General features: G+C 71.8%; 16 protein-coding genes. 9 read left to right on the forward strand and 7 right to left on the reverse strand.

The genetic code is table 11. The features are described from left to right. Positions 1 to 233 precede the first annotated feature (233 nt). On the forward strand, positions 234 to 581 hold the full coding sequence (locus EDD29_RS43180; RefSeq protein WP_123669902.1) for a helix-turn-helix domain-containing protein: 348 nt from the start codon (positions 234 to 236) through the stop codon (positions 579 to 581). Positions 582 to 633: 52 nt separating this feature from the next. On the opposite strand, the gene EDD29_RS43185 is transcribed toward EDD29_RS43180, so the two are convergent. Together EDD29_RS43185 and EDD29_RS43190 are read right to left on the reverse strand one after the other, a co-directional pair. Further along, entirely contained in the window at positions 634 to 1,236 is a 603-nt protein-coding gene (locus EDD29_RS43185; protein WP_123669903.1) for a ClpP family protease, read from the reverse strand. A gap of 2 nt (positions 1,237 to 1,238) precedes the next feature. Then, positions 1,239 to 1,850, reverse strand: a complete 612-nt coding sequence (locus EDD29_RS43190) for an ATP-dependent Clp protease proteolytic subunit (RefSeq protein WP_123669904.1) — start codon at positions 1,848 to 1,850, stop codon at positions 1,239 to 1,241. Between the two features lie 344 nt (positions 1,851 to 2,194). Between EDD29_RS43190 and EDD29_RS46100 the strand changes: the two genes are divergently transcribed. Next, positions 2,195 to 2,347: a hypothetical protein gene (locus EDD29_RS46100; RefSeq protein ID WP_170201806.1), complete on the forward strand. Its 153-nt coding sequence runs from the start codon at positions 2,195 to 2,197 to the stop codon at positions 2,345 to 2,347. Positions 2,348 to 2,357: 10 nt separating this feature from the next. Here the strand turns inward: EDD29_RS46100 and EDD29_RS43195 are convergent, their stop codons facing one another. Then, positions 2,358 to 3,344, reverse strand: coding sequence for an alcohol dehydrogenase catalytic domain-containing protein (locus tag EDD29_RS43195; protein WP_123669905.1), 987 nt, complete (start codon positions 3,342 to 3,344; stop codon positions 2,358 to 2,360). Next, on the reverse strand, positions 3,341 to 4,762 hold the full coding sequence (locus EDD29_RS43200) for an MFS transporter (RefSeq protein ID WP_123669906.1): 1,422 nt from the start codon (positions 4,760 to 4,762) through the stop codon (positions 3,341 to 3,343). Before EDD29_RS43200 ends, EDD29_RS43195 begins: the two co-directional genes overlap by 4 nt. Before the next feature lie 56 nt (positions 4,763 to 4,818). On the opposite strand from EDD29_RS43200, the gene soxR reads away from it, so the two are divergent. After that, on the forward strand, positions 4,819 to 5,316 hold the full coding sequence (soxR, locus tag EDD29_RS43205) for a redox-sensitive transcriptional activator SoxR (protein WP_211360175.1): 498 nt from the start codon (positions 4,819 to 4,821) through the stop codon (positions 5,314 to 5,316). Between the two features lie 97 nt (positions 5,317 to 5,413). After that, a complete protein-coding gene (locus EDD29_RS46620; protein WP_211360176.1) occupies positions 5,414 to 6,892 on the forward strand; it encodes a hypothetical protein in 1,479 nt (492 codons plus the stop codon). Here the strand turns inward: EDD29_RS46620 and EDD29_RS43215 are convergent. After that, on the reverse strand, positions 6,885 to 7,538 hold the full coding sequence (locus EDD29_RS43215; RefSeq protein ID WP_170201807.1) for a TetR/AcrR family transcriptional regulator: 654 nt from the start codon (positions 7,536 to 7,538) through the stop codon (positions 6,885 to 6,887). The two genes, EDD29_RS46620 and EDD29_RS43215, sit on opposite strands and share 8 nt — an antisense overlap. Positions 7,539 to 7,666: 128 nt before the next feature. Here EDD29_RS43215 and EDD29_RS43220 point away from each other — a divergent pair, with 128 nt between their 5' ends. The 4 genes from EDD29_RS43220 to EDD29_RS43235 all read left to right on the forward strand — a co-directional run bounded on the left by EDD29_RS43220 (position 7,667) and on the right by EDD29_RS43235 (position 15,197). Beyond that, positions 7,667 to 8,989 carry a cytochrome P450 gene (locus tag EDD29_RS43220; RefSeq protein WP_246053322.1) on the forward strand — a complete coding sequence of 441 codons (1,323 nt, stop codon included), beginning with the start codon at positions 7,667 to 7,669 and terminating at the stop codon, positions 8,987 to 8,989. 56 nt (positions 8,990 to 9,045) lie between these two features. Beyond that, entirely contained in the window at positions 9,046 to 9,687 is a 642-nt protein-coding gene (locus EDD29_RS43225) for a TetR/AcrR family transcriptional regulator (RefSeq protein ID WP_170201808.1), read from the forward strand. Between the two features lie 122 nt (positions 9,688 to 9,809). Next, positions 9,810 to 13,322, forward strand: coding sequence for a WD40 repeat domain-containing serine/threonine protein kinase (locus tag EDD29_RS43230; RefSeq protein WP_148086295.1), 3,513 nt, complete (start codon positions 9,810 to 9,812; stop codon positions 13,320 to 13,322). Positions 13,323 to 13,490: 168 nt separating this feature from the next. After that, positions 13,491 to 15,197 carry a proline--tRNA ligase gene (locus tag EDD29_RS43235; RefSeq protein ID WP_123669910.1) on the forward strand — a complete coding sequence of 569 codons (1,707 nt, stop codon included), beginning with the start codon at positions 13,491 to 13,493 and terminating at the stop codon, positions 15,195 to 15,197. Between the two features lie 81 nt (positions 15,198 to 15,278). Here the strand turns inward: EDD29_RS43235 and EDD29_RS43240 are convergent, their stop codons facing one another. Beyond that, entirely contained in the window at positions 15,279 to 15,848 is a 570-nt protein-coding gene (locus EDD29_RS43240) for a hypothetical protein (protein WP_123669911.1), read from the reverse strand. Between the two features lie 173 nt (positions 15,849 to 16,021). Here EDD29_RS43240 and EDD29_RS43245 point away from each other — a divergent pair, with 173 nt between their 5' ends. After that, positions 16,022 to 17,128, forward strand: coding sequence for a hypothetical protein (locus EDD29_RS43245; protein WP_123669912.1), 1,107 nt, complete (start codon positions 16,022 to 16,024; stop codon positions 17,126 to 17,128). Between the two features lie 463 nt (positions 17,129 to 17,591). Here the strand turns inward: EDD29_RS43245 and EDD29_RS47965 are convergent, their stop codons facing one another. Then, positions 17,592 to 17,855, reverse strand: a complete 264-nt coding sequence (locus EDD29_RS47965; RefSeq protein ID WP_281281008.1) for an RNase H family protein — start codon at positions 17,853 to 17,855, stop codon at positions 17,592 to 17,594. Positions 17,856 to 17,885: the final 30 nt, after the last annotated feature.

Here is a 17,885-nt window from a genome sequence, read left to right on the forward strand (position 1 = left end):
GAGCGCCTGTGGACAACTTCCGGATCCTCGACGTCACAGGGCTTTCCGGCATCGGCGGCCGGTCGGTCACGGCACGGCGAGCCCCACTCAAGAATCCGGTAAACCCCCCGACCGGTCTTCGTCCGCTGCTTCGCCAGATGCGAAACCGGGTTCCCGTACCGCGGCTCCCGGGTTAGGAAGGACCGACGAGCCGGTTCGCCGAGCGGGCCGCCGAGGGCAGGGGAGTACCGCGAATGCTGGAACTGGTGAAGGACGGGCCGGGCGGGGAGCCCGCCGCACGACCGCTGCTGCGCGACCTGCTGGGCGGCGAACTGCGCCGCCTGCGCCGCGAGCAGGGCAGGACCCTCGCTGACGTGGCCCGCCACGCCCGCATCTCCATGCCCTACCTGTCGGAGGTCGAACGGGGCCGTAAGGAGGCGTCCTCAGAGGTCCTCGCCTCCGTCTGTGAGGCCCTCAGCGTCGACCTCGGCGAGGTCCTCACCGAGGTCGGACGGGGCATGAGCGCCCGTCGCGCCCCCGTCATCATGCGTCCTGCGGCCCGCCGCGCGGGGCCCGGCGACGTGTTCTGCCTGGCGGCCTGACCCGCGGCTCGGCAGGCTGGGCGGCCGACAGCACGACGGCCGCCCAGCGCGCTCACACCGGCAGATCCTTGCGGCTGGAGATGACGACGTCGGCGAGGCCGTAGGCGACCGCCTCGGACGCGTCGAAGGTGACACTGCGGTCGGTGTCCCGCCGGATCTTGGAGGCGGGGTGCCCGGTGTGCCGCGCAAGGATCTCGTCCATCTCCGCGCGCACCCGCGCCACCTCCCTCGCCTGGATGGCCAGGTCCGGAAGGGTGCCGCGCGACTGGCTCGACGGCTGGTGCAGCATCACCTTCGCGTGCCGCAGGACCGCGCGCTTGCCCGGCGCCCCCGCGGCGAGCAGGACCGCCGCGGCCGACGACGCCTGGCCCATGCAGAAGGTGGCGACGTCGGGGCGGACGAACTGCATCGTGTCGTAGATGGCCGTCAGCGCGCTGAAGGAGCCGCCGGGGGAGTTGATGTAGAGACCGATCTCGGTGTCGGGGCTCTCGGACTCCAGGTGCAGCAGCTGGGCCATCACCACGTTGGCGACGCCGTCGTCTATCTCGGTGCCGAGGAAGACGATCCGGTCGGACAGCAGCCGCGAGTAGATGTCGAAGGCGCGTTCGCCGCGGTCGGTCCGCTCGACGACGGTCGGGATCGTGTACTGGCTCATCGTCACAGCCCCGTCCGGTGGGTGAGGGGAGCGGGACGGATGTCCTCCATCCGCTCCACCACGTGGTCGACGAGGCCGTACGCGCGCGCCTCCTCCGCGGTGAACCAGCGGTCCCGTGCACTGTCGCGCTCGACGGTCTCGTACGGCCGGCCGGTCTGTTCGGCGGTCAGCCGGGTGAGCAGGGTGCCGATGCGTTCGAGGTGGCTCGCGTAGATCTCCACATCGGCCGCGGTGCCGCCGAACCCCGCCGACCCTTGGTGCATGAGGATCTGGGCGTGGGGCAGGCAGTAGCGCTTGCCGGGGGTGCCGGAGCTGAGCAGGAACTGCCCCATGCTCCCCGCGAGGCCGAGCGCCAGTGTGCTCACCTCGTTCGGAATGAGGCGCATGGTGTCGTAAATGGCGAGTCCGGCGCTGACGGATCCGCCCGGGGAATTGATGTAGAGGCTGATGCCGCGGCGCGGGTCCTCTGCTGAGAGCAGCAGGAGCTGTGCGCAGATCCGGTTGGCTATCCGGTCCTCCACCTCGGCGCCCAGGACCACGATGCGCTGGTAGAGCAGTCTCGTGGCGAGCTGGTCGTCGATGCCGCCGACGAGCCCGTCCATCGTTTCCGCCATTTTTCCTCCTGTCGCCGAACCGATCGGAAATACCGTTCGTGAGTCCGACGATAGGCAGTGGGTAAAGGCACCGAAAGGCATATCTGCCGACGGCAGATTTCTCGTGGCGGGATCCGGGCGGATTCAGCTGAGCTCGCTCGTCCGTCCGCTGGAGCACGTCCCCGGTGTCGGCCGCCGAGCCGACCCTCGCGTAGACGACCGAGAACAACGGTTCCCCGAAGGGTGGCCCGATGAGGCCCGCGACCGGGCCTGGCGCGCAAGGCCGCGCCGGGTTCCGATGGGAGAAGGGCGGCGACACGGGTAAGTCCTGCCTGCCCATCGGTTGCGAGCGGAGGAGGGCCGCGGTGCCGGAGGAACACGTGACGGATCTCGTGTCGGAGGTCGAGGCGGAGGAGGCGGTGACTCCGGAGCCCCCGCCCGCGGAAGGCGGGCAGGGGCTGAGCTGGGGGACCTTCCGGCGCCGGCCGCACGCCGGGAGGAGGTCGCGCGGCTGGTGACCCGGGCGGGTCAGGCCGGGACGAGGACGACCTTGCCCCGCGAGGTCCTGGTCTCGATCGCGGTGTGCGCCGCGGGGGCCTCGGCCAGCGGGAACTCGGTCACGAGGGGGACGACCTCGCCCCGGCCGACCGCCTCCAGCGACAGCGTCTCCAGCGCGCGCAGGTCCGTGATGGGCGCGCCCAGGGCGCTGGTGAGGGTCAACGACCTGTCCACGACGTCCTGGGCCGTCGCCGTCAGCGCGGAGCCGCTGGACCAGCCGTAGATGATGTGGCGTCCGCCGCGCGTGAGCGCCTCGAAGCAGGCGCGCGCGACGGGACCGCCCACGCCGTCGTAGACCACGGTCGCGCCTTTCGCGCCGACGGCGGCCGTCAGCCTTTCGGTCCAGTCTTCGGCCGAGGTGTCGACGATCGCGGGGCGGCTCCCGTCCCGTCCGGCGATCCCGGCGACGGCCTCCCGCTTGGACTCTCCGCCGTAAAGGGCGATGACACGGGAGCCCGCCGAGAGCGCCAGATAGGCGAGCTGGTTTCCCAGCCCTCCTGACGCCCCCGTCACGATGACGACGTCCTCGGGCCCGGAAGAGACCGAGCGGCGGACGAGCTGCGCAGTGCGTCCGGTGCCTATCGCGGCCACCGCCGCGGCATAGGACACCCCGTCAGGCAACTCGTGCAGGGACGCCGCAGGCGCGAGCGCGTATTCGGCGTAACCGCCGCTCAAGGGGCCGACGTGGGCCACGACCCGTTTGCCGGTCCAGGTGTCCGCGACGTCCGCGCCGACCGCTTCGACGGTCCCGGCGACCTCACGTCCGGGCGTCATGGGCAGGCTCGGCTTCGGGAGCGTCGGGGGACCCTGGCCTTCGCGGATCGACGCGTCGACGGCGTGGACGCCCGCCGCGCGCACCCTCACGAGCACTTGCCCTGGACCGGGCACAGGCGCCTCGGTCTCTTCCAGCACGAGGACGTCGGCGGGGCCGAACTTCCGCTGCACGATCGCTTTCACGCTGCAACCTCCATGGTTCGCTTGTCGGATGCCGGAAGGCCGGCGGGTGCCGCCGCCCTCTGCGCGACGACGACGGCGACGAGGCCGACGGCGGTCGAGAGGGCGAAGACTCCGGTGAAGCCGCCGAACGCGGCGGAGAAGACGAGTCCGCCCACGGCCAGCGAGAGCGCGCCGCCGAGAGAGTCGGCGATGGCTCCCGCGGAGGAGGCGAAGCCGCGCTCCGCAGGGGCGGAGAGACCGAGCATCAGGGTGCTCAACCGGGGGAACATCAGGCCCATCCCCGCGCCGCCGATGCCCCAGGCGACGATGGCGACGGCGGCGGGCAGCGCCAGCGCCACGGTGACCAGGATGCCGAGCAGCGATCCGAGGACGAGCGCCGATCCGATCCGCACCCCCGCGGCGTGGCTCATCCGGTCGCCGAGCCGGCCCTGGACGGTCGAGGCGCCCGCCCAGGCGAGGCCGCCGACGGTGAGGGTGAGCCCGGCGAAGGCGGGTGCGAAGCCGTACTTTTCAGTCAACAGGTAAGGCAGGTAGACGTCTCCCCCGAAGAAGGCCGCCGAGACCAGGCCGCGGGTGAGGATGACGCTCGGCAGGCCGTGCCGCGCGGTGAGCGTCCCGCGCGGCAGGAGCGGCCGGACCGCGGCCAGCGCGACCGCGATCGCGACCACGGAGAGGGCGCCACCGACCCGCGGCAGGCCGCCCGCGAGGTTCAGCGCGAGCACGGCGGCCGCGGCGAGCGCGGCCCACCCGAGCAGCCCGAATCCGCGGTTTCCGCCCTCCTCGGCCGCCTGGGGGCCGCCCGTCCCGCGCAGCGCGGGCACGACCATGACCATCGCCACCGCGACCAGGCCGACCACGCCGAGGAACACCCACTGCCAGCCGAGCAGCTCCGCGACCGTCCCCGCGATCGCCGGGCCGACCAGCGCGGGCACGATCCAGCAGGCGGCGAAGCCCGCGAAGAGCTTCGGCTGGAGCCGTTCGGGATAGATCCGGCCGACCACCACGTACAGGGCGACGGTGATCGCCCCGCCGCCCAGGCCCTGGAGCAGCCGCCCGGCGACCAGGACCTCCATCGCCGGGGCGAGCCCGCAGACCACCAGTCCCGCGCCGAACAGCCCGACCGAGGTGTACAGCGGCGCGATCGGCCCGCGCCGGTCGGCCCACAGCCCGGCGGCGACCATCCCGATCACGCCGGTCGCGAGCGGCCCGGCGAAGGCGAGCGCGTACCAGCGCGCGCCGTCGAGGCCGGCGCTCACCGCGGGCATCACCGCGGTGACCGCGATGTTCTCGAACGCGGCGAGGAACACCAGCGCGCATGACCCGATCGTCACCCAGAGGAACCCGCCGCGGAGGACGCCCGCCCGTTCCGCCGGGTGCGCCGGAGCCGGGCGGCGGCGCGACCGCTTGAAGAAGTCCATGCCGTGAAGGTAGAACTTGAACCAAAGTTGAGGTCAAGGGTCCGTTGGAGGCGATCATGGGGAACGGCGAGATGGACACGGCGCACCTGCTGACCGTCGGGGACGCCTCCCGGCGCAGCGGCGTACCCGTCTCGGCCCTGCACTTCTACGAGCGCGAGGGGCTGATCACCGCCGAGCGCACCGCGGGCAACCAGCGCCGCTACCTCCGCAGCACCCTGCGGCGGCTCGCCTTCATCCGCACCTCCCAGCGCCTGGGGATCTCCCTCGCCGAGATCCGGGAGGCGCTGGACTCCCTTCCGTCGGGCCGTACGCCCACCCGTGAGGACTGGGCCGGCCTCTCGGCGACGTGGCGGGCCCGCCTGGACGCCCGGATAGCCGCCCTCCAGGCTCTGCGCGACACCCTCGACGACTGCATCGGCTGCGGCTGCCTCAGCATCAACTCCTGCGCCCTGAACAACCCTGGTGACGTCCTCGCCGAGAAAGGTCCGGGCCCCGCCCGCTGGCCGTCTCGGCAGCCGGACGCCTGCGCGCCGCAGGGGTGCCGGTCCGCCTGAGGCAGGGCCTTCCCGGCCGTACGGCGCCCGCGTAGGGTCAGCGCACATGCCCCCCACGCGCCTACGGACGCGCCCGCAGACACCTCAGGGATCCGCCTTGGCCTGGGCGGGACACCCGGTGACGGCCGGGGCCGTGGCGGTCCTCGCCCTCAACGACCACCTGCTGAAGCCCGCCTTCCCCGGCGTCCTGACGGGCAAGCTGAGCGACGTCGCGGGCCTCGTGTTCGCCCCCGCGCTTCTGGCCCTCGCCTTCGCGGTGTCGGGCTGGGCGGGAAGGCGGACGGCGGCCTGGTCCGTCGTCCTCACCGGCATCGGCTTCGCCCTGGTGAAGGCGACCTCCGCGGGCGCGGACGCCGCCTCGGCGCTGTGGACGGCCGTGGCCGGGCCGTCGGTCGTCCTCGCCGACCCCACCGACCTCCTCGCGCTGCCCGCCCTCGGCCTGAGCTGGGCCGTCCACCTGCGGACCCGGGGGAGGGAGGACGGCGCGCCCCCGATCCGGTTCGTCCGCGTCCTCGTCGTGGTTCCCCTGGCCGTCCTGGCGACGGCCGCCACCTCGGCCCCGCCGCACCGCTCGCTCACCGACGTCCGGGTCGTCGACGGCCGCCTCGTCGTCAGCGACGGTGTCGCGGTCGCCTCGCGCGACGGGGGCAGGACCTGGGAGCCCGCCGATCCTTCGGAGCGGCCTTGGACGGTCCCCGTCCCTCCCACCTTCCCTGTCTCTCCTTCCATGTCCGCTACGCCGAGCCCTGGGCCGGACCTCGTCCTTCAGAAGAGCGCGTGTGTCCCTTCGGAGCCCGCCCACTGTTACCGGGTGGTCTCCGGAAGGCTCGCGGTACAGGAGACCCTCGATGGACGGACCTGGCGGACGTCCTGGGAGATCTCCGAAGGCCGACGGGACTTCCTGCGGCGTGAGGCACTCGGCCGAGGGCTCGATCCGCGGATCGCCAGCAGCGACCTCGCCGTACAGGAGGTTCCGGGCGGCCATGTTGTGGCGGTCGCCAACCTCGGTGACGGCCTCGCGCTCCGGAACGTCGAGGGCGACTGGCGAAGGCTCGGCTTCCCTAAGATCGTCGATAGGCGCCTCGCCCCGGTAGCCGAATGGCAGGTCCCGGAACTGGCCGACAGCCGGGCTTACAGGTACCGCGCGGCCTTCACCGGGCTGATCGTGCTCGCCTTGGCGCTCGGCGCGGGCCTGCGCGCCGACCCGGCGCTCAAGTGGGGGGTTCCGCTCACTGTGCTGGGCGCGGCCCTGGGCGTCATGCTGCACTCGCTGGATCTGCTCGCCGTCCTCGCGGCCCCGGTGGCGCTGGGCCTTGTCGTCGCGGGCCTCGTCCTGCTCACGGTCGCCGTGATCACCACGCCGGACGCCCGTCGTGCGAAGGCGACGGCCCCCGTCGCGCTGGTGACGGGAGTCCTGACGCTTCTGCCTTTGTCCGCGTGGGCGATGGGAGTCCTCGACCACTTCCGGATCGCCGCCCTTGCGACGGTGCTCCTCGGCGGCCTCGGTGTCGCCGCGGCCTACCTCGTCGGACGGGCCGTCGGCATGCCTCGCGAAGGCGGCCCGCCCGTCAGGTGAGCCTTCTGTGCAGGGGCGCGGCGAGGTCCGTCGTGGTGAGCAGGAGCGCGACGGTGTAGTCGACGAGGTGGTCGCGGTCGATGGGGATGTCGCCGCGCAGCCAGGCCGCGATGAGGTCCCACAGCCCAGAGGTGAGGGTGAACGCGGTCAGCGCCAGGTCGGTGTCCGACAGCGGCGAATCGCCCAGCACCGTCTGGGTCCGTCCGGTGAACAGTTTCGCGAGGTTGCCGATGATCTCGGCGCGGCGCTGCTGGAGCAGCGGGTGCGCGGGGAACTCGTGGCCGAGGACGCGGGCGAGGCGCGGGTCGGAGGTGAGGAAGTCGACGGTCGCGGTCACCGACGCGCGCGCCAGGTCGGGCAGGCCGCCGTGGGTCGACTCCTCGGCCGCCGCGAGGATGCGCGCGGTGCCGAGCGCGGCCTGCTCGTCGACGATGGCGAGGAGCAGCGCGTCGCGGTCGGCGAAGTTCTCGTAGAAGTACCTGTCGTTCAGGCCCGCGAGCGAGCAGACGCCGCGCACCGTCGTGGCCGCCCAGCCACGGGTGCCGAGCAGCTCCAGCCCGGCCTCCATCAGCGCCGCGCGGCGCTGCGCGCGGCGTTCCTCGGCGGGGACCCCCCGGTAGGGGCGGGTGCGGTGCTGGGACGTCACGGTCTGATTCTGCCGCACCCCTTGACGGCCCCCGGAATTCTGGTCATCGTTGGCACCAGAATTTCTGGTGTGCCCCATCACCAGAAGTTGGAACGATCTGGTTTGTGCGTCGAGGAGGTCGGTCGTCGGTGACCACGGACAACGCTGCGGGAGAGCTGGCTCTCGAGGAGATCAACCTCGCGGACCTGAGGTTCTGGAGGCGCCCGCTGGACGAGCGCGCCGAGGCCTTCAAGGTCCTGCGGTCCGCCCCCGGGCCGCGCTTCTTCACCCTTCCGAAGATGCCGATCGTCGGGCAGAGCCCCGGTACGTACGCGCTCGTCAGGCACGCGGACGTCGCCGAGGCGAGCCGCAACTCCGAGGTGTTCAGCAGCGAGCCGAGCGCCACGAGCCCGACCGACCTGCCCCGGGTCGTCGAGCGCTACTTCAAGTCGATGATCGACATGGACGACCCGCGGCACGCCAAGATCCGCCGCGTCGTCTCCCGTGCCTTCAGCCCCAAGATGATCGCCAAGTTCGAGGACGACATCGCCGGCCGCGCCACCCGGATCGTCGACGAGCTGATCGCGTCGGGCCCCGGCGACTTCGTGGCCAAGGTCGCGGTCCGCCTTCCCACCGAGGTCATCTGCGACATGCTCGGCATTCCGCCGGAGTACTACCCGCGCGTGGTGAAGTGGACGAACATCACCGTCGGCTACACCGACCCCGAGTACATCGGCGCCGAGGTCGACTACAGCTCGGGCGTCGCCAAGATGAGCACCGCAGGGATGCTGCGCACCCTCGGCACCATGTCCTTGGCCGGATGGCGGCTGCACCGCCTCGCGGCGCGCCTCGGGCGCGCGCGGATGAAGAACCCGAACGGCGACCTCACCTCCGCCCTGGTCAACGCGAACGTCGACGGCGAGGCGCTCACCCCGCAGGAGTTCGGCGCGTTCTTCCTGCTGCTCGTCGTCGCGGGCAACGAGACCACCCGGAACGCCATCGCGCACGGCCTCAAGCTCTTCACCGACCATCCCGAGCAGCGCGCCCTGCTGCTCGAGGACTTCGACGGCAGGATCGCGCCCGCGGTCGACGAGATCATCCGCTACGCCAGCCCCGTCATCTTCATGCGCCGCAACGTCACCCGCGACTACGAGCTGAACGGCCACCGGTTCAAGGCGGGCGACCGGGTGTCCCTGTACTACCCGTCGGCGAACCGGGACGAGACGGTCTTCACCGACCCCGACGCCTTCGACATCACCCGCTCGCCCAACCCGCACATCGCCTTCGGCGGCCCCGGCCCGCACTACTGCCTCGGCGCGAACCTCGCCCGCCGCGAGATCACCCTGATGTTCCGCGAGCTGTTCACCCGGCTCCCCGACATCCGCACCGACGGTGAGCCCGACCGCCTCCAGTCCGGCTTCATCAACGGCCTCAAGCGCCTCCCCTGCACGTTCACCGCGCCATCGGCCTGAAGCCTCGGCCCCCGATGGAACGTCCATCGGGGGCCCGGCTGGCCTACCCTGGAGCGATGTCGACGCGAGGGCTGCCCCGGGGCCGTAACGCGCTGCCCCTGGAGGAGGTGGCGCGGCTCCAGCGTGAGCGGCTGACCCGCGCCATGGCCGAGGTCCTGACGGAGAAGGGCTACGCGGCCACGTCCGTCGAGGACGTCCTGAAACGCTCGGGCGTCTCCCGGCTGACCTTCTACAAGCTCTTCTCCTCCAAGGCCGACTGCTTCATCGCGGCCCTGGACCGGGCCAACGAGATCCTGCGGACCCGGGTGGCCCAGGCCGTCGCGGAGTTCGGCGAAGGCGGCGACGCGCTCAGGCGCACCGAGTACGCGCTCGACGCCTATTTCAGGATGCTCGAGGAGGAACTGCCCTTCGCGCGGGTCTGCCTTGTGGAGATCTACGCGGCAGGGCCCGTGGCAGTCGCCCACCGCAGCGCCATGCACGAGGAGATGGCCGCCCTCAACGCCCAGGTCCTGGGTGTCACCGATGCACAGGGTCTGCGCACCTGCCGGATGCTCGTCTCCACCATGATCACCCAGGCCGGCGCCCCGATCGCGGAGAACGACATCGAGGGCCTGCGGGCGATTCGTCCCGATCTGATGGCCTTCCTTCACGATCTGTGGAACGCGGGCCTCTTCGGCAAGGGCACCGGCCCTTCCTAGTCTCTTCTGGGGTAAAACGCCCTTTTCGGCTGGCCCGAGTTGCCGTGTGGTGCTCTTGGGGTTTAAAAATACGGTGCTGTCTATCTGAAATCGGTTCCCCCGCCGTCAGAGAAGAGGCCCCTGTGGTCGCACCCCTGCTCCCCGCCGACCCCAGGCATCTGGGCCCCTACTGGCTGGCCGGGAGACTCGGCGCGGGCGGCCAGGGCGTCGTGTACGTGGGCTACGACGCCGACGGGGTCCGGGTGGCCGTCAAGGCGCTGCACGCCGCCACGGTGAGCGGCGCCGACCGCGTCCACCTGCGCAAGGAGGCCGCGGCCTTGGGGAAGGTCGCGTCCTTCTGCACCGCCCGCGTCATCGAATCCGACTTCGACCACACACCGCCCTACCTCGTCAGCGAGTTCGTCGCGGGTCCCGACCTCCAGGGCCGCGTCGAGCGGGAGGGCTCTTTCACCCCCGACGCCCTCCGGCGGCTCGGCATCGGCATCGCCACCGCGCTCACCGCGGTCCACGCCGCGGGCGTGATCCACCGGGACCTCAAGCCCGCCAACGTCCTCCTCGGCCCTGACGGCCCACGCGTCATCGACTTCGGCATCGCGAGGACCGAGGAGATGTCCCAGAGCGCCACCGGGCTCAAAGGGACCCCGCGGTGGATGGCGCCCGAACTGTTCCGGGGAGAGCGGGCCACCGAGGCCGTCGACGTCTGGGCGTGGGGAGCGATCATGCTCTACGCCGCGACCGCCCGGCCGCTCGTGGCCGGCGACAGCCTCCCGTCGATCATCCACGGCGTCCTCAACGCGGAACCCGAGCTCCACCCTCTGCCGCCCTCCTTGCGGCCCCTTGTGGAGAGCGCCCTTAACCAGGACCCGGAGAAACGACCTAGCGCACGCGCCCTCCTCGACGGATTGATCGCAGACGGGACCTCCGAAGGAGGCGCGCTCGAAGCGGGGCAGAAGGCGGCGTCGTCCCTACCCGCGCCCCCTCCCGCGCCGAGCCTCGGCGACCTCGCCGAACACGCGTACACCGGCCTCGACTCGGAGGCGCGGTCTGCGGTCCCACGTGTCCTCCTGCGGATGGTCGGCACCACGCCGAGCACGTTCCGCACCGTCCCTCGCGCCGCGCTCCAGGACGCCGAGACCGCCCCGCCCGCGCTGGACCGGGCGATCGGCGCGCTGGCCGCCGCGGGCCTGGTCGTCGAGGACGGGCGCGGCCTCGGCCTCGCGACCCCGGCCCTCGTGCGGGCCTGGCCGCGGCTGCGCTCCTGGGCCGCGGAGGAGGGCGACGCGCTGGTCGCCCACCAGGGGCTCGCCGACGCCGCCCGCCGCTGGGACGAGCACGGCCGCAGATCCGGCGACCTCCTCCAGGGCACCTCCTTGGACGAGGCCGTCACCGGCACCGTCGCGGGGCGCCGCCACCTCACCCTCTCCCTCCTGGAACGGGCCTACCTCGACGGTTCGGTAGCGGGCGCCCGCAGGCGCGCCCGCATCCGCGGCCTTCTGAGCGCGACCCTCGGCATCCTGCTCCTCGTCGCCTCCGGCACCGCGGCCTTCGCCGTCGCGCAGAGCCGCGACCTTGCGCAACGCAACATCACGGTCTCCCTGCAACGCGACGAGGCGGTCGGTTCCGGGCTCGCCGCCGCCGCGGTCTCCCTGCGCCGGATCGACCCGGTGACGGCCCAGCGGCTCGCCGTCGCGGCGGCGTCGCTCGCGCCGGACGCGCCCGAGAGCCGCAGCGCCCTCATCACCCTCTACCACCAGCGGGAACGAGACTCCTTCGCGCCATCCGGCTTCGACACCCTTCGGGGCACGTCCTACAGCTCTGACGGCAGGCTCCTCGCCTACGCCGACGCGGCGGGCGTCAAGGTCCTCGACATCGACGCGCGCAAGGTGGTCGCCGCCTTCCCCGTCGCGGGGACGCCGATCCGCTACGACAGCAGCAGCCTCTCCCTGAGCGGCGACGGCAAGGTCGTGTCCGTGCTCCACGAGGACGGTCTCGTGGAGTTCTACGACGTGGCCACGGGAAAGCCACGGCCCCGGACCTTCACGGTCCCCGAGCCGTTCGTCGAGATCAACGGGGACGGCACCCGGATGCTGTCCATGCAGCGGGACCGGACCCTGGTGCGGAACACGCTCACCGGCGAGACCGTCGTGGAGCGGCCCTACCCGCTGAACGTGGCCTACCTGACCAGGGGCGGCAACCTCGTCGGCGCCCGGAAGGCCGCCCTGGAGGCTTGGAACGCCGGCACGGGCGAGCGCATCAAGCTGCCGCGCCTCGACCTCGGCGGCGCGCCGATCAGCGACCTCGCCGTGAGCCCGGACGGCAAGCTCCTCGTGCTGGAGCAGGACCACGCGGCCCTCTGGGTCGTCAACTGGGAGAAGGAGGAGATCCGGAACCTGACCATCCCGAAGTCGGAGGTGTCCGGCCTGCTCTCGTTCAGCCCGGACAGCCGCTACCTGTCCCGCGGGGACACCGTGTGGGATCTGACCGGGATGTCCGGCACCCCGGTCCTGCGCTTCGGGTCCGACGGCTGCCGCACCCGGGTCTTCGGACCCGACGGCAGGACCCTGCGCTGCGTCGACGCCCGCATGCGCGTCAACGTCCTGTCGCTGCACGCCGTGCAGGATCCCGGCCGGCTCAGTGACCTCCGGACCAGCACCGAGGCCGGGCTCAGCGCCGACGGACGCACGCTCATCGTCCAGTCCTTCGACACCCTCGACGTGTACGACGCGCTCTCCCGGGAGAAGCGCCGCTCCCTCCCCATCGGCGCCTTGGAAAGCTCCCACTACGCCCTGTCCAATGACGGCTCGCTCCTCGCCGACGCGCGCGGCGACGGCCGCCTCGACCTGTGGGACCTGCGCTCCGGGACCAAGCTGCGCTCCCTCGCGACCGGCCGGAAGTTCGTGCAGGAACAGCCGCTCGCCTTCTCCCCGGACGCCCGCACCCTCGCCACGCTCACCTTCGACGGGGAGAACCCGACGGTCCTGGACTTCTGGGACGTGGCCTCGGGAACCCTGCGCGCGACGTCCAAGGGCGTCTCGACGCAGGGCTACCTGGGTGCGGGCCACAGCATCTCGGGCGACCCGAAGGTGCTGTTCTCCCCGGACGGCTCGACCGTCGTCTCGGCCCTCGACCAGGGCGTCGTGGAGGTCGCGACAGGCGAACGCCGCCTCCCGCCGACGACGCTCGAGTCCGCGCGAGCCATCAGCGCCGACGGCGTCGTGGCCGCGGCCGAGGAGGACACCGTCCGCTTCTGGGACGGCCGGACGCTCACCCCTGGCGACGGCGCGAACATCGGCTCGGACCCGGCCACCATGGCCTTCTCCAGGGACGGCCTCCTCGCGGTCTCCGACGGCGCGGGCCGCATCCGCCTCTACGACGTCGCCGGCAAGCGTCTCCTGGGCAGCCCCCTCACCGGCCACTATGTCGACCCCCGGTACACGACCATCAGCCACGCGCGCTCCCTGGCCTTCACCCCCGACTCCTCCCACATCGTCAGCACCGACGCCGAAGGCCGCGTCCGAGCGGACCTCATCGCCGTCGAGCCGCTCCGCGCCGCCCTCTGCGCCCGCGCGGGCGAACTGACCCGCGCGGAATGGGCCACCTATGTCCCGACCGCCCCCTACCGCTCGACCTGCTGACGCCCGGCGGGTCGCCCGAGCCGTCACGGCCGCCGTGACCTGGGCGGACCCGGACCCCGGCCTGTGGATAACTTCTTGGGCGGATGGTCGGGCGCGGCTAGGATTTCGGGAGATCGCCGCGGGCCGCGGACGCCGGCGGCGCAGCGAACGAGGGCGGGGTGGCCGGTCATGCGTTGGTCGCAGATGCACATTCCTACATTGCGGACGGATCCGGCGGACGCGGACGCACCGAGCCACCGGCTGCTGCTGCGCGCGGGATACGTGCGGCAGCTCATGGCGGGGCACTACTCGCTGCTGCCGCTCGCGGTGCGGGTCCGCGCGAAGGTCATCGGGATCATCCGCGAGGAGATGAGCCGGATCGGCGCGCAGGAGTTCATGCTGCCCGCGATGCACCCGCGCGAGGTGTGGGAGCGCAGCGGGCGGTGGGAGGTCATGGGCGAGGAGATGTTCCGCCTCAAGGACCGCAAAGGCGCCGATCTCGCTCTCGGCATGACCCACGAGGAGATCTTCGGCACGCTCGCGACCGAGCTGAGCTCCTACAAGCAGCTCCCGCAGATCTGGTACCAGTTCCAGACCAAGTTCCGCGACGAGCCGCGCGCCAAGGCCGGGCTGATGCGCACGCGGGAGTTCACCATGAAGGACTCCTACAGCTTCGATCTCGCCGCCGAGGGCCTGGACGCCGCGTTCGACCGCCACCACGACGCCTATGTGCGGATCTTCCGGCGGCTGGGCATCCCCGCGATCCCCGTCGAGGCGTCCTCGGGGGCGATGGGCGGGTCGGCGTCGACGGAGTTCATGTGCCCGGCCGAGGTCGGCGAGGACCTCGTCGTGCACTGCCCGTCCTGCGGCTACGCGGCCAACATCGAGAAGGCCGTCTCCCGCCTCCCCGAGACCGCCGACGAGCCCGGCCCCGCGAGCCCCGAGCGGTTCGCCACCCCGGGCGTCCGGACCATCGAGGACCTCGCCCGCGGCTTCGGCGCCACGGGAGACCGGCAGATCAAGACCCTCGTCTACGTCCTCGACGAGGCGCTCACCCTCGTCCTGCTGCGCGGCGACCACCCCCTCAGCGAGCAGAAGCTCAGCGACGCCACCGGCGCGACGGCCCTGCGCCCCGCCCGCCCGGAGGAGATCCAGGAGGCACTCGGCGCCCTGCCCGGCAGCCTCGGCGCGGTCGGCGTCACCGGCCCGCCCGTCCTCGCCGACGAGGCGCTGCGCGGCCGCACCGACATGTTCACCGGCGCCAACACCGACGACGTGCACCTGCGCGGTGTCGACGTCGCGCGCGACATCGCCGTCACCACCTGGGCCGATCTGCGCGAGGTCGCCGAAGGCGAGTCCTGCGCCCGGTGCGGAAGCCCTCTCGAGGTGCGCAAGGCCATCGAGGTCGGCCATATCTTCAAGCTCGGCTACAAGTACGCCGACGCCCTCGGCATCGAGGTCCTCGACGACAAGGGCGAGCGCACCCCCGTCATCATGGGCAGCTACGGCATCGGCGTGGAGCGCGCCATGGCGGCCGTCATCGAGCGCCACCACGACGCCAAGGGCATCGTCTGGCCCCTGTCCGTGGCCCCCTTCCAGGTCGCCATCGTCATCGCCCAGTCCGACGACCCCGACACCGCCAAGGCCGCCGAAGACCTCTACACCGCCCTCCTCGCCGCCGGCGCCGAGGTCATCATCGACGATCGTGCCGAACGCGCCGGCGTCAAGTTCAAGGACACCGAACTGGTCGGCATCCCCTACCGCCTCACCGTCGGCAAACGCGGCCTGGCCGAAGGCACCGTGGAACTCACCACCCGCGCCACCGGCGAAACCCTCAGAGTCCCCCTGCCAGAAGCCGTCGCACACGTCCAGGGCCTGCTGCGCGAACCACGCTGAGCGGCCCGTCCGGCGAACCGCCGCCGGGTCTTCGAGAGGCGCGGTCCCGACGGCCGGCGCGGCGTGACGGCCGGGAACCGGCTACCGCGGCGCGGGCCCGGCCTCCGCGACCGTCTGGAGGAGGCCCCAGACGAAGTGGGCGACATGGCGTGATCCGTCGGGGGTGGTGAAGGAGGCGGTCCAGCGGCTCGGGCCTTCGCCCTCGCGGTGGGCGAGGGGGCCGAAGCGGAGGTCCAGGTCGGCGACGACGCAAGACCAGGGCGTCAGGTCGTCGACCGAGTCCAGCGCGGGGACCGGCACCCCGTCGGCCCTGACCAACCACTCCTGCAGAACCGCGCCGTTCCGCGCCGTCAGCACCTCGAACCGCAGGTCGGGCCAGAGCGGCAGCGTCCAGTGCGACGCCGCGAAATCGACGTCCCCCAGCCGCCGCTCCATCACCGCCTCGGGAGGCCCCAACACCGCCTCGAACCTCTGCCGCGCACCGGGAGACGCGCGCGACCGCAGCATCCGCTGCCACCGCGCGTTCACCTCCCGCATCTCGGTGCGCGTGCCCTCCAGCGCCCGCACCGCCTCCCAGACCAGGTCGGGCTGGTAGTCCGCCATCCGGCGCAGCAGCACCAATTCGAACTCCCGCCGAGCAAATCCCCTCATCCCACCAGCAGTACCACCCGGCGTTGGAGGACGCGTCTCCCTCGTCCGACGGAAACCGGATTCCCACCGGTATCTACGCTCGGCCCGAGCCGTGGAGATCAAGGGTCGGTTCGGCGGTGGGTCCGCCGGTCCCTCGGGCTCCTTCGGCGCCCCCCGATCATTGGAGACTCGCCATGGCGTTCACACGCGCTTCGATCGCGGCCGGAATCTGCGGTGTCCTCGTGTCGCCGGTATTCGCCGTTCCGGCGGCGGCCGCCGAACCGTCCGCCGGCCCGGCCGCCGCGGGCCCGGCCGCCAGGGCCGCGGTCAACGCGGCGGCCTGTACCGCCCCCGGTGCCATCTGTCTGCAGGACAGGACGTTCGCCATCACCTACACGGTGTCCGGCACAGGATGCGCCTGGACCTCCCGCGTCGACTGGGGGGACGGCACGACCGAGAACGTCTCCTACGGGTCCGAGGGGTTCACCCGCAGCCACGAATACGCGAAGGCCGGCGTCTACCAGGTCTCCGTGACCGGTTCCGGAACCCCCACTTCGCCTTCGGTCCCCTCGTGCACCTTCAATCCCTACACCGCACAGGTCGAAGCGCCCAAGGACCACTTCCTGCTCGAAATGAAATCGTGGATACCCACGGACAAGGTCGTCGACCCTTACCACGTGGTGCCCTACTCGATCTCGACGCGCGACCTCGTGGACGACTGCGGGAAATTCCCCGACCTCGTCAAGCAGGAGTCGTACTTCCAGGGCGACGCCCACATCGGCTACGAGGGCAGTCACCGGGTCACCGGGGGCGTCGAGTTCGACTGGGACGGACAGGCGGTCACCAACGTCCGGCCCGTGGGCCCGGCCGGCGGGGTGACCACGCGGCACTGGCTGATCACCAGGCGGGGAAACCCCACGCCGCAACACTGCCAGCGGTCCGAAGCCGACACCGCGACGGGCTCCGCGAGCGGCTCCGGCACGAACGTCACCCTGTCCTACCGCGCGGCCGACCCGCTGATCTTCCCCGCCCCGTCCATCAACAACACGGTGAGCGCGACGATCGGCGACGACAACGTCTCCCTCAACTTCCGCGTGACCGAATACCCCAACCAGGGATTCACCCTGACACGCAACGGCACCCGCCTGGACCGCCGCGTCTACGTCAACGCCGCGTGCAGGCCCTCAACGGGCCCCCAGGGCTTCGTCACCCTGACCGCCGGCCTCCTCCAATTCCGCCGCGTGGTAGTCAACATCCCGACCGACACCCCCACCCCCGAAACCATCGCCCCCTGCTCCTGACCCAAGAAGACCCGACATCCACCAGGGCCCCGGGAACACCCCGCGGGGATCCAGGATCGTCCTGATTCCAAGTCCCGTCCCGCATCGTGGCATCGACGCCATCTGGACGGGCCCTCGTGGCTTGTCGGTCACGCGTTGGGCAGACGGCGTTCGCGGGGCGCGTAGCCCTTGGACCGTGCGCTGCGGAGGGGCGCGAGTTCAGGTTCGCGGGTGTCGTGGCCGCGCCAGGTGGCGTGGCGGTGCCCGTCGAGGAGGCCGGGGCAGTCGGATACCCGATGCGTGCTCCGGCCTCTCGCGGTGATGGCGACCCGGGCGACGAGGCCTGTCGGTACGGGAGCGCACTGCGTCTCGACGCATTGCCCGACGATCAGGTCGTGGATGCCTCGCCCGTCCGCGGTGCGAGGCCGATCCTTCGGGAGCTGCAACGGCCGCCCGGGAGTCCTCCCGGCCTTGCGCGGCGAGCTCATCGGCTCGTTCGTTGTCGCACTCCGGAGTGGCCCTCGACCCATTTCCAGGTGACCTCGTGCGTCGCGGTGGCGGCTTCCAGCCTTCCAAGGCCGACGTTCTCGACGACCTTCGTCTCGGAGATCCGCCAGCTGTCGCGCTTCCACTTCGCCATCCACTGAGTGAGGCCAAGAAGGCGAGTTCTGGCGGCCGACCGGGCATCCGGCCCGCCCGTCGGCGGCCCTTCCGCGCCGCCTCCTGGAGCACTCCTGGCGGGGCGCATCAGCCGATGTCGCCTGGTCGTCCTGACCGG

Origin of the sequence: Actinocorallia herbida (assembly GCF_003751225.1) — a bacterium.
GTDB lineage: Bacteria > Actinomycetota > Actinomycetes > Streptosporangiales > Streptosporangiaceae > Actinocorallia > Actinocorallia herbida.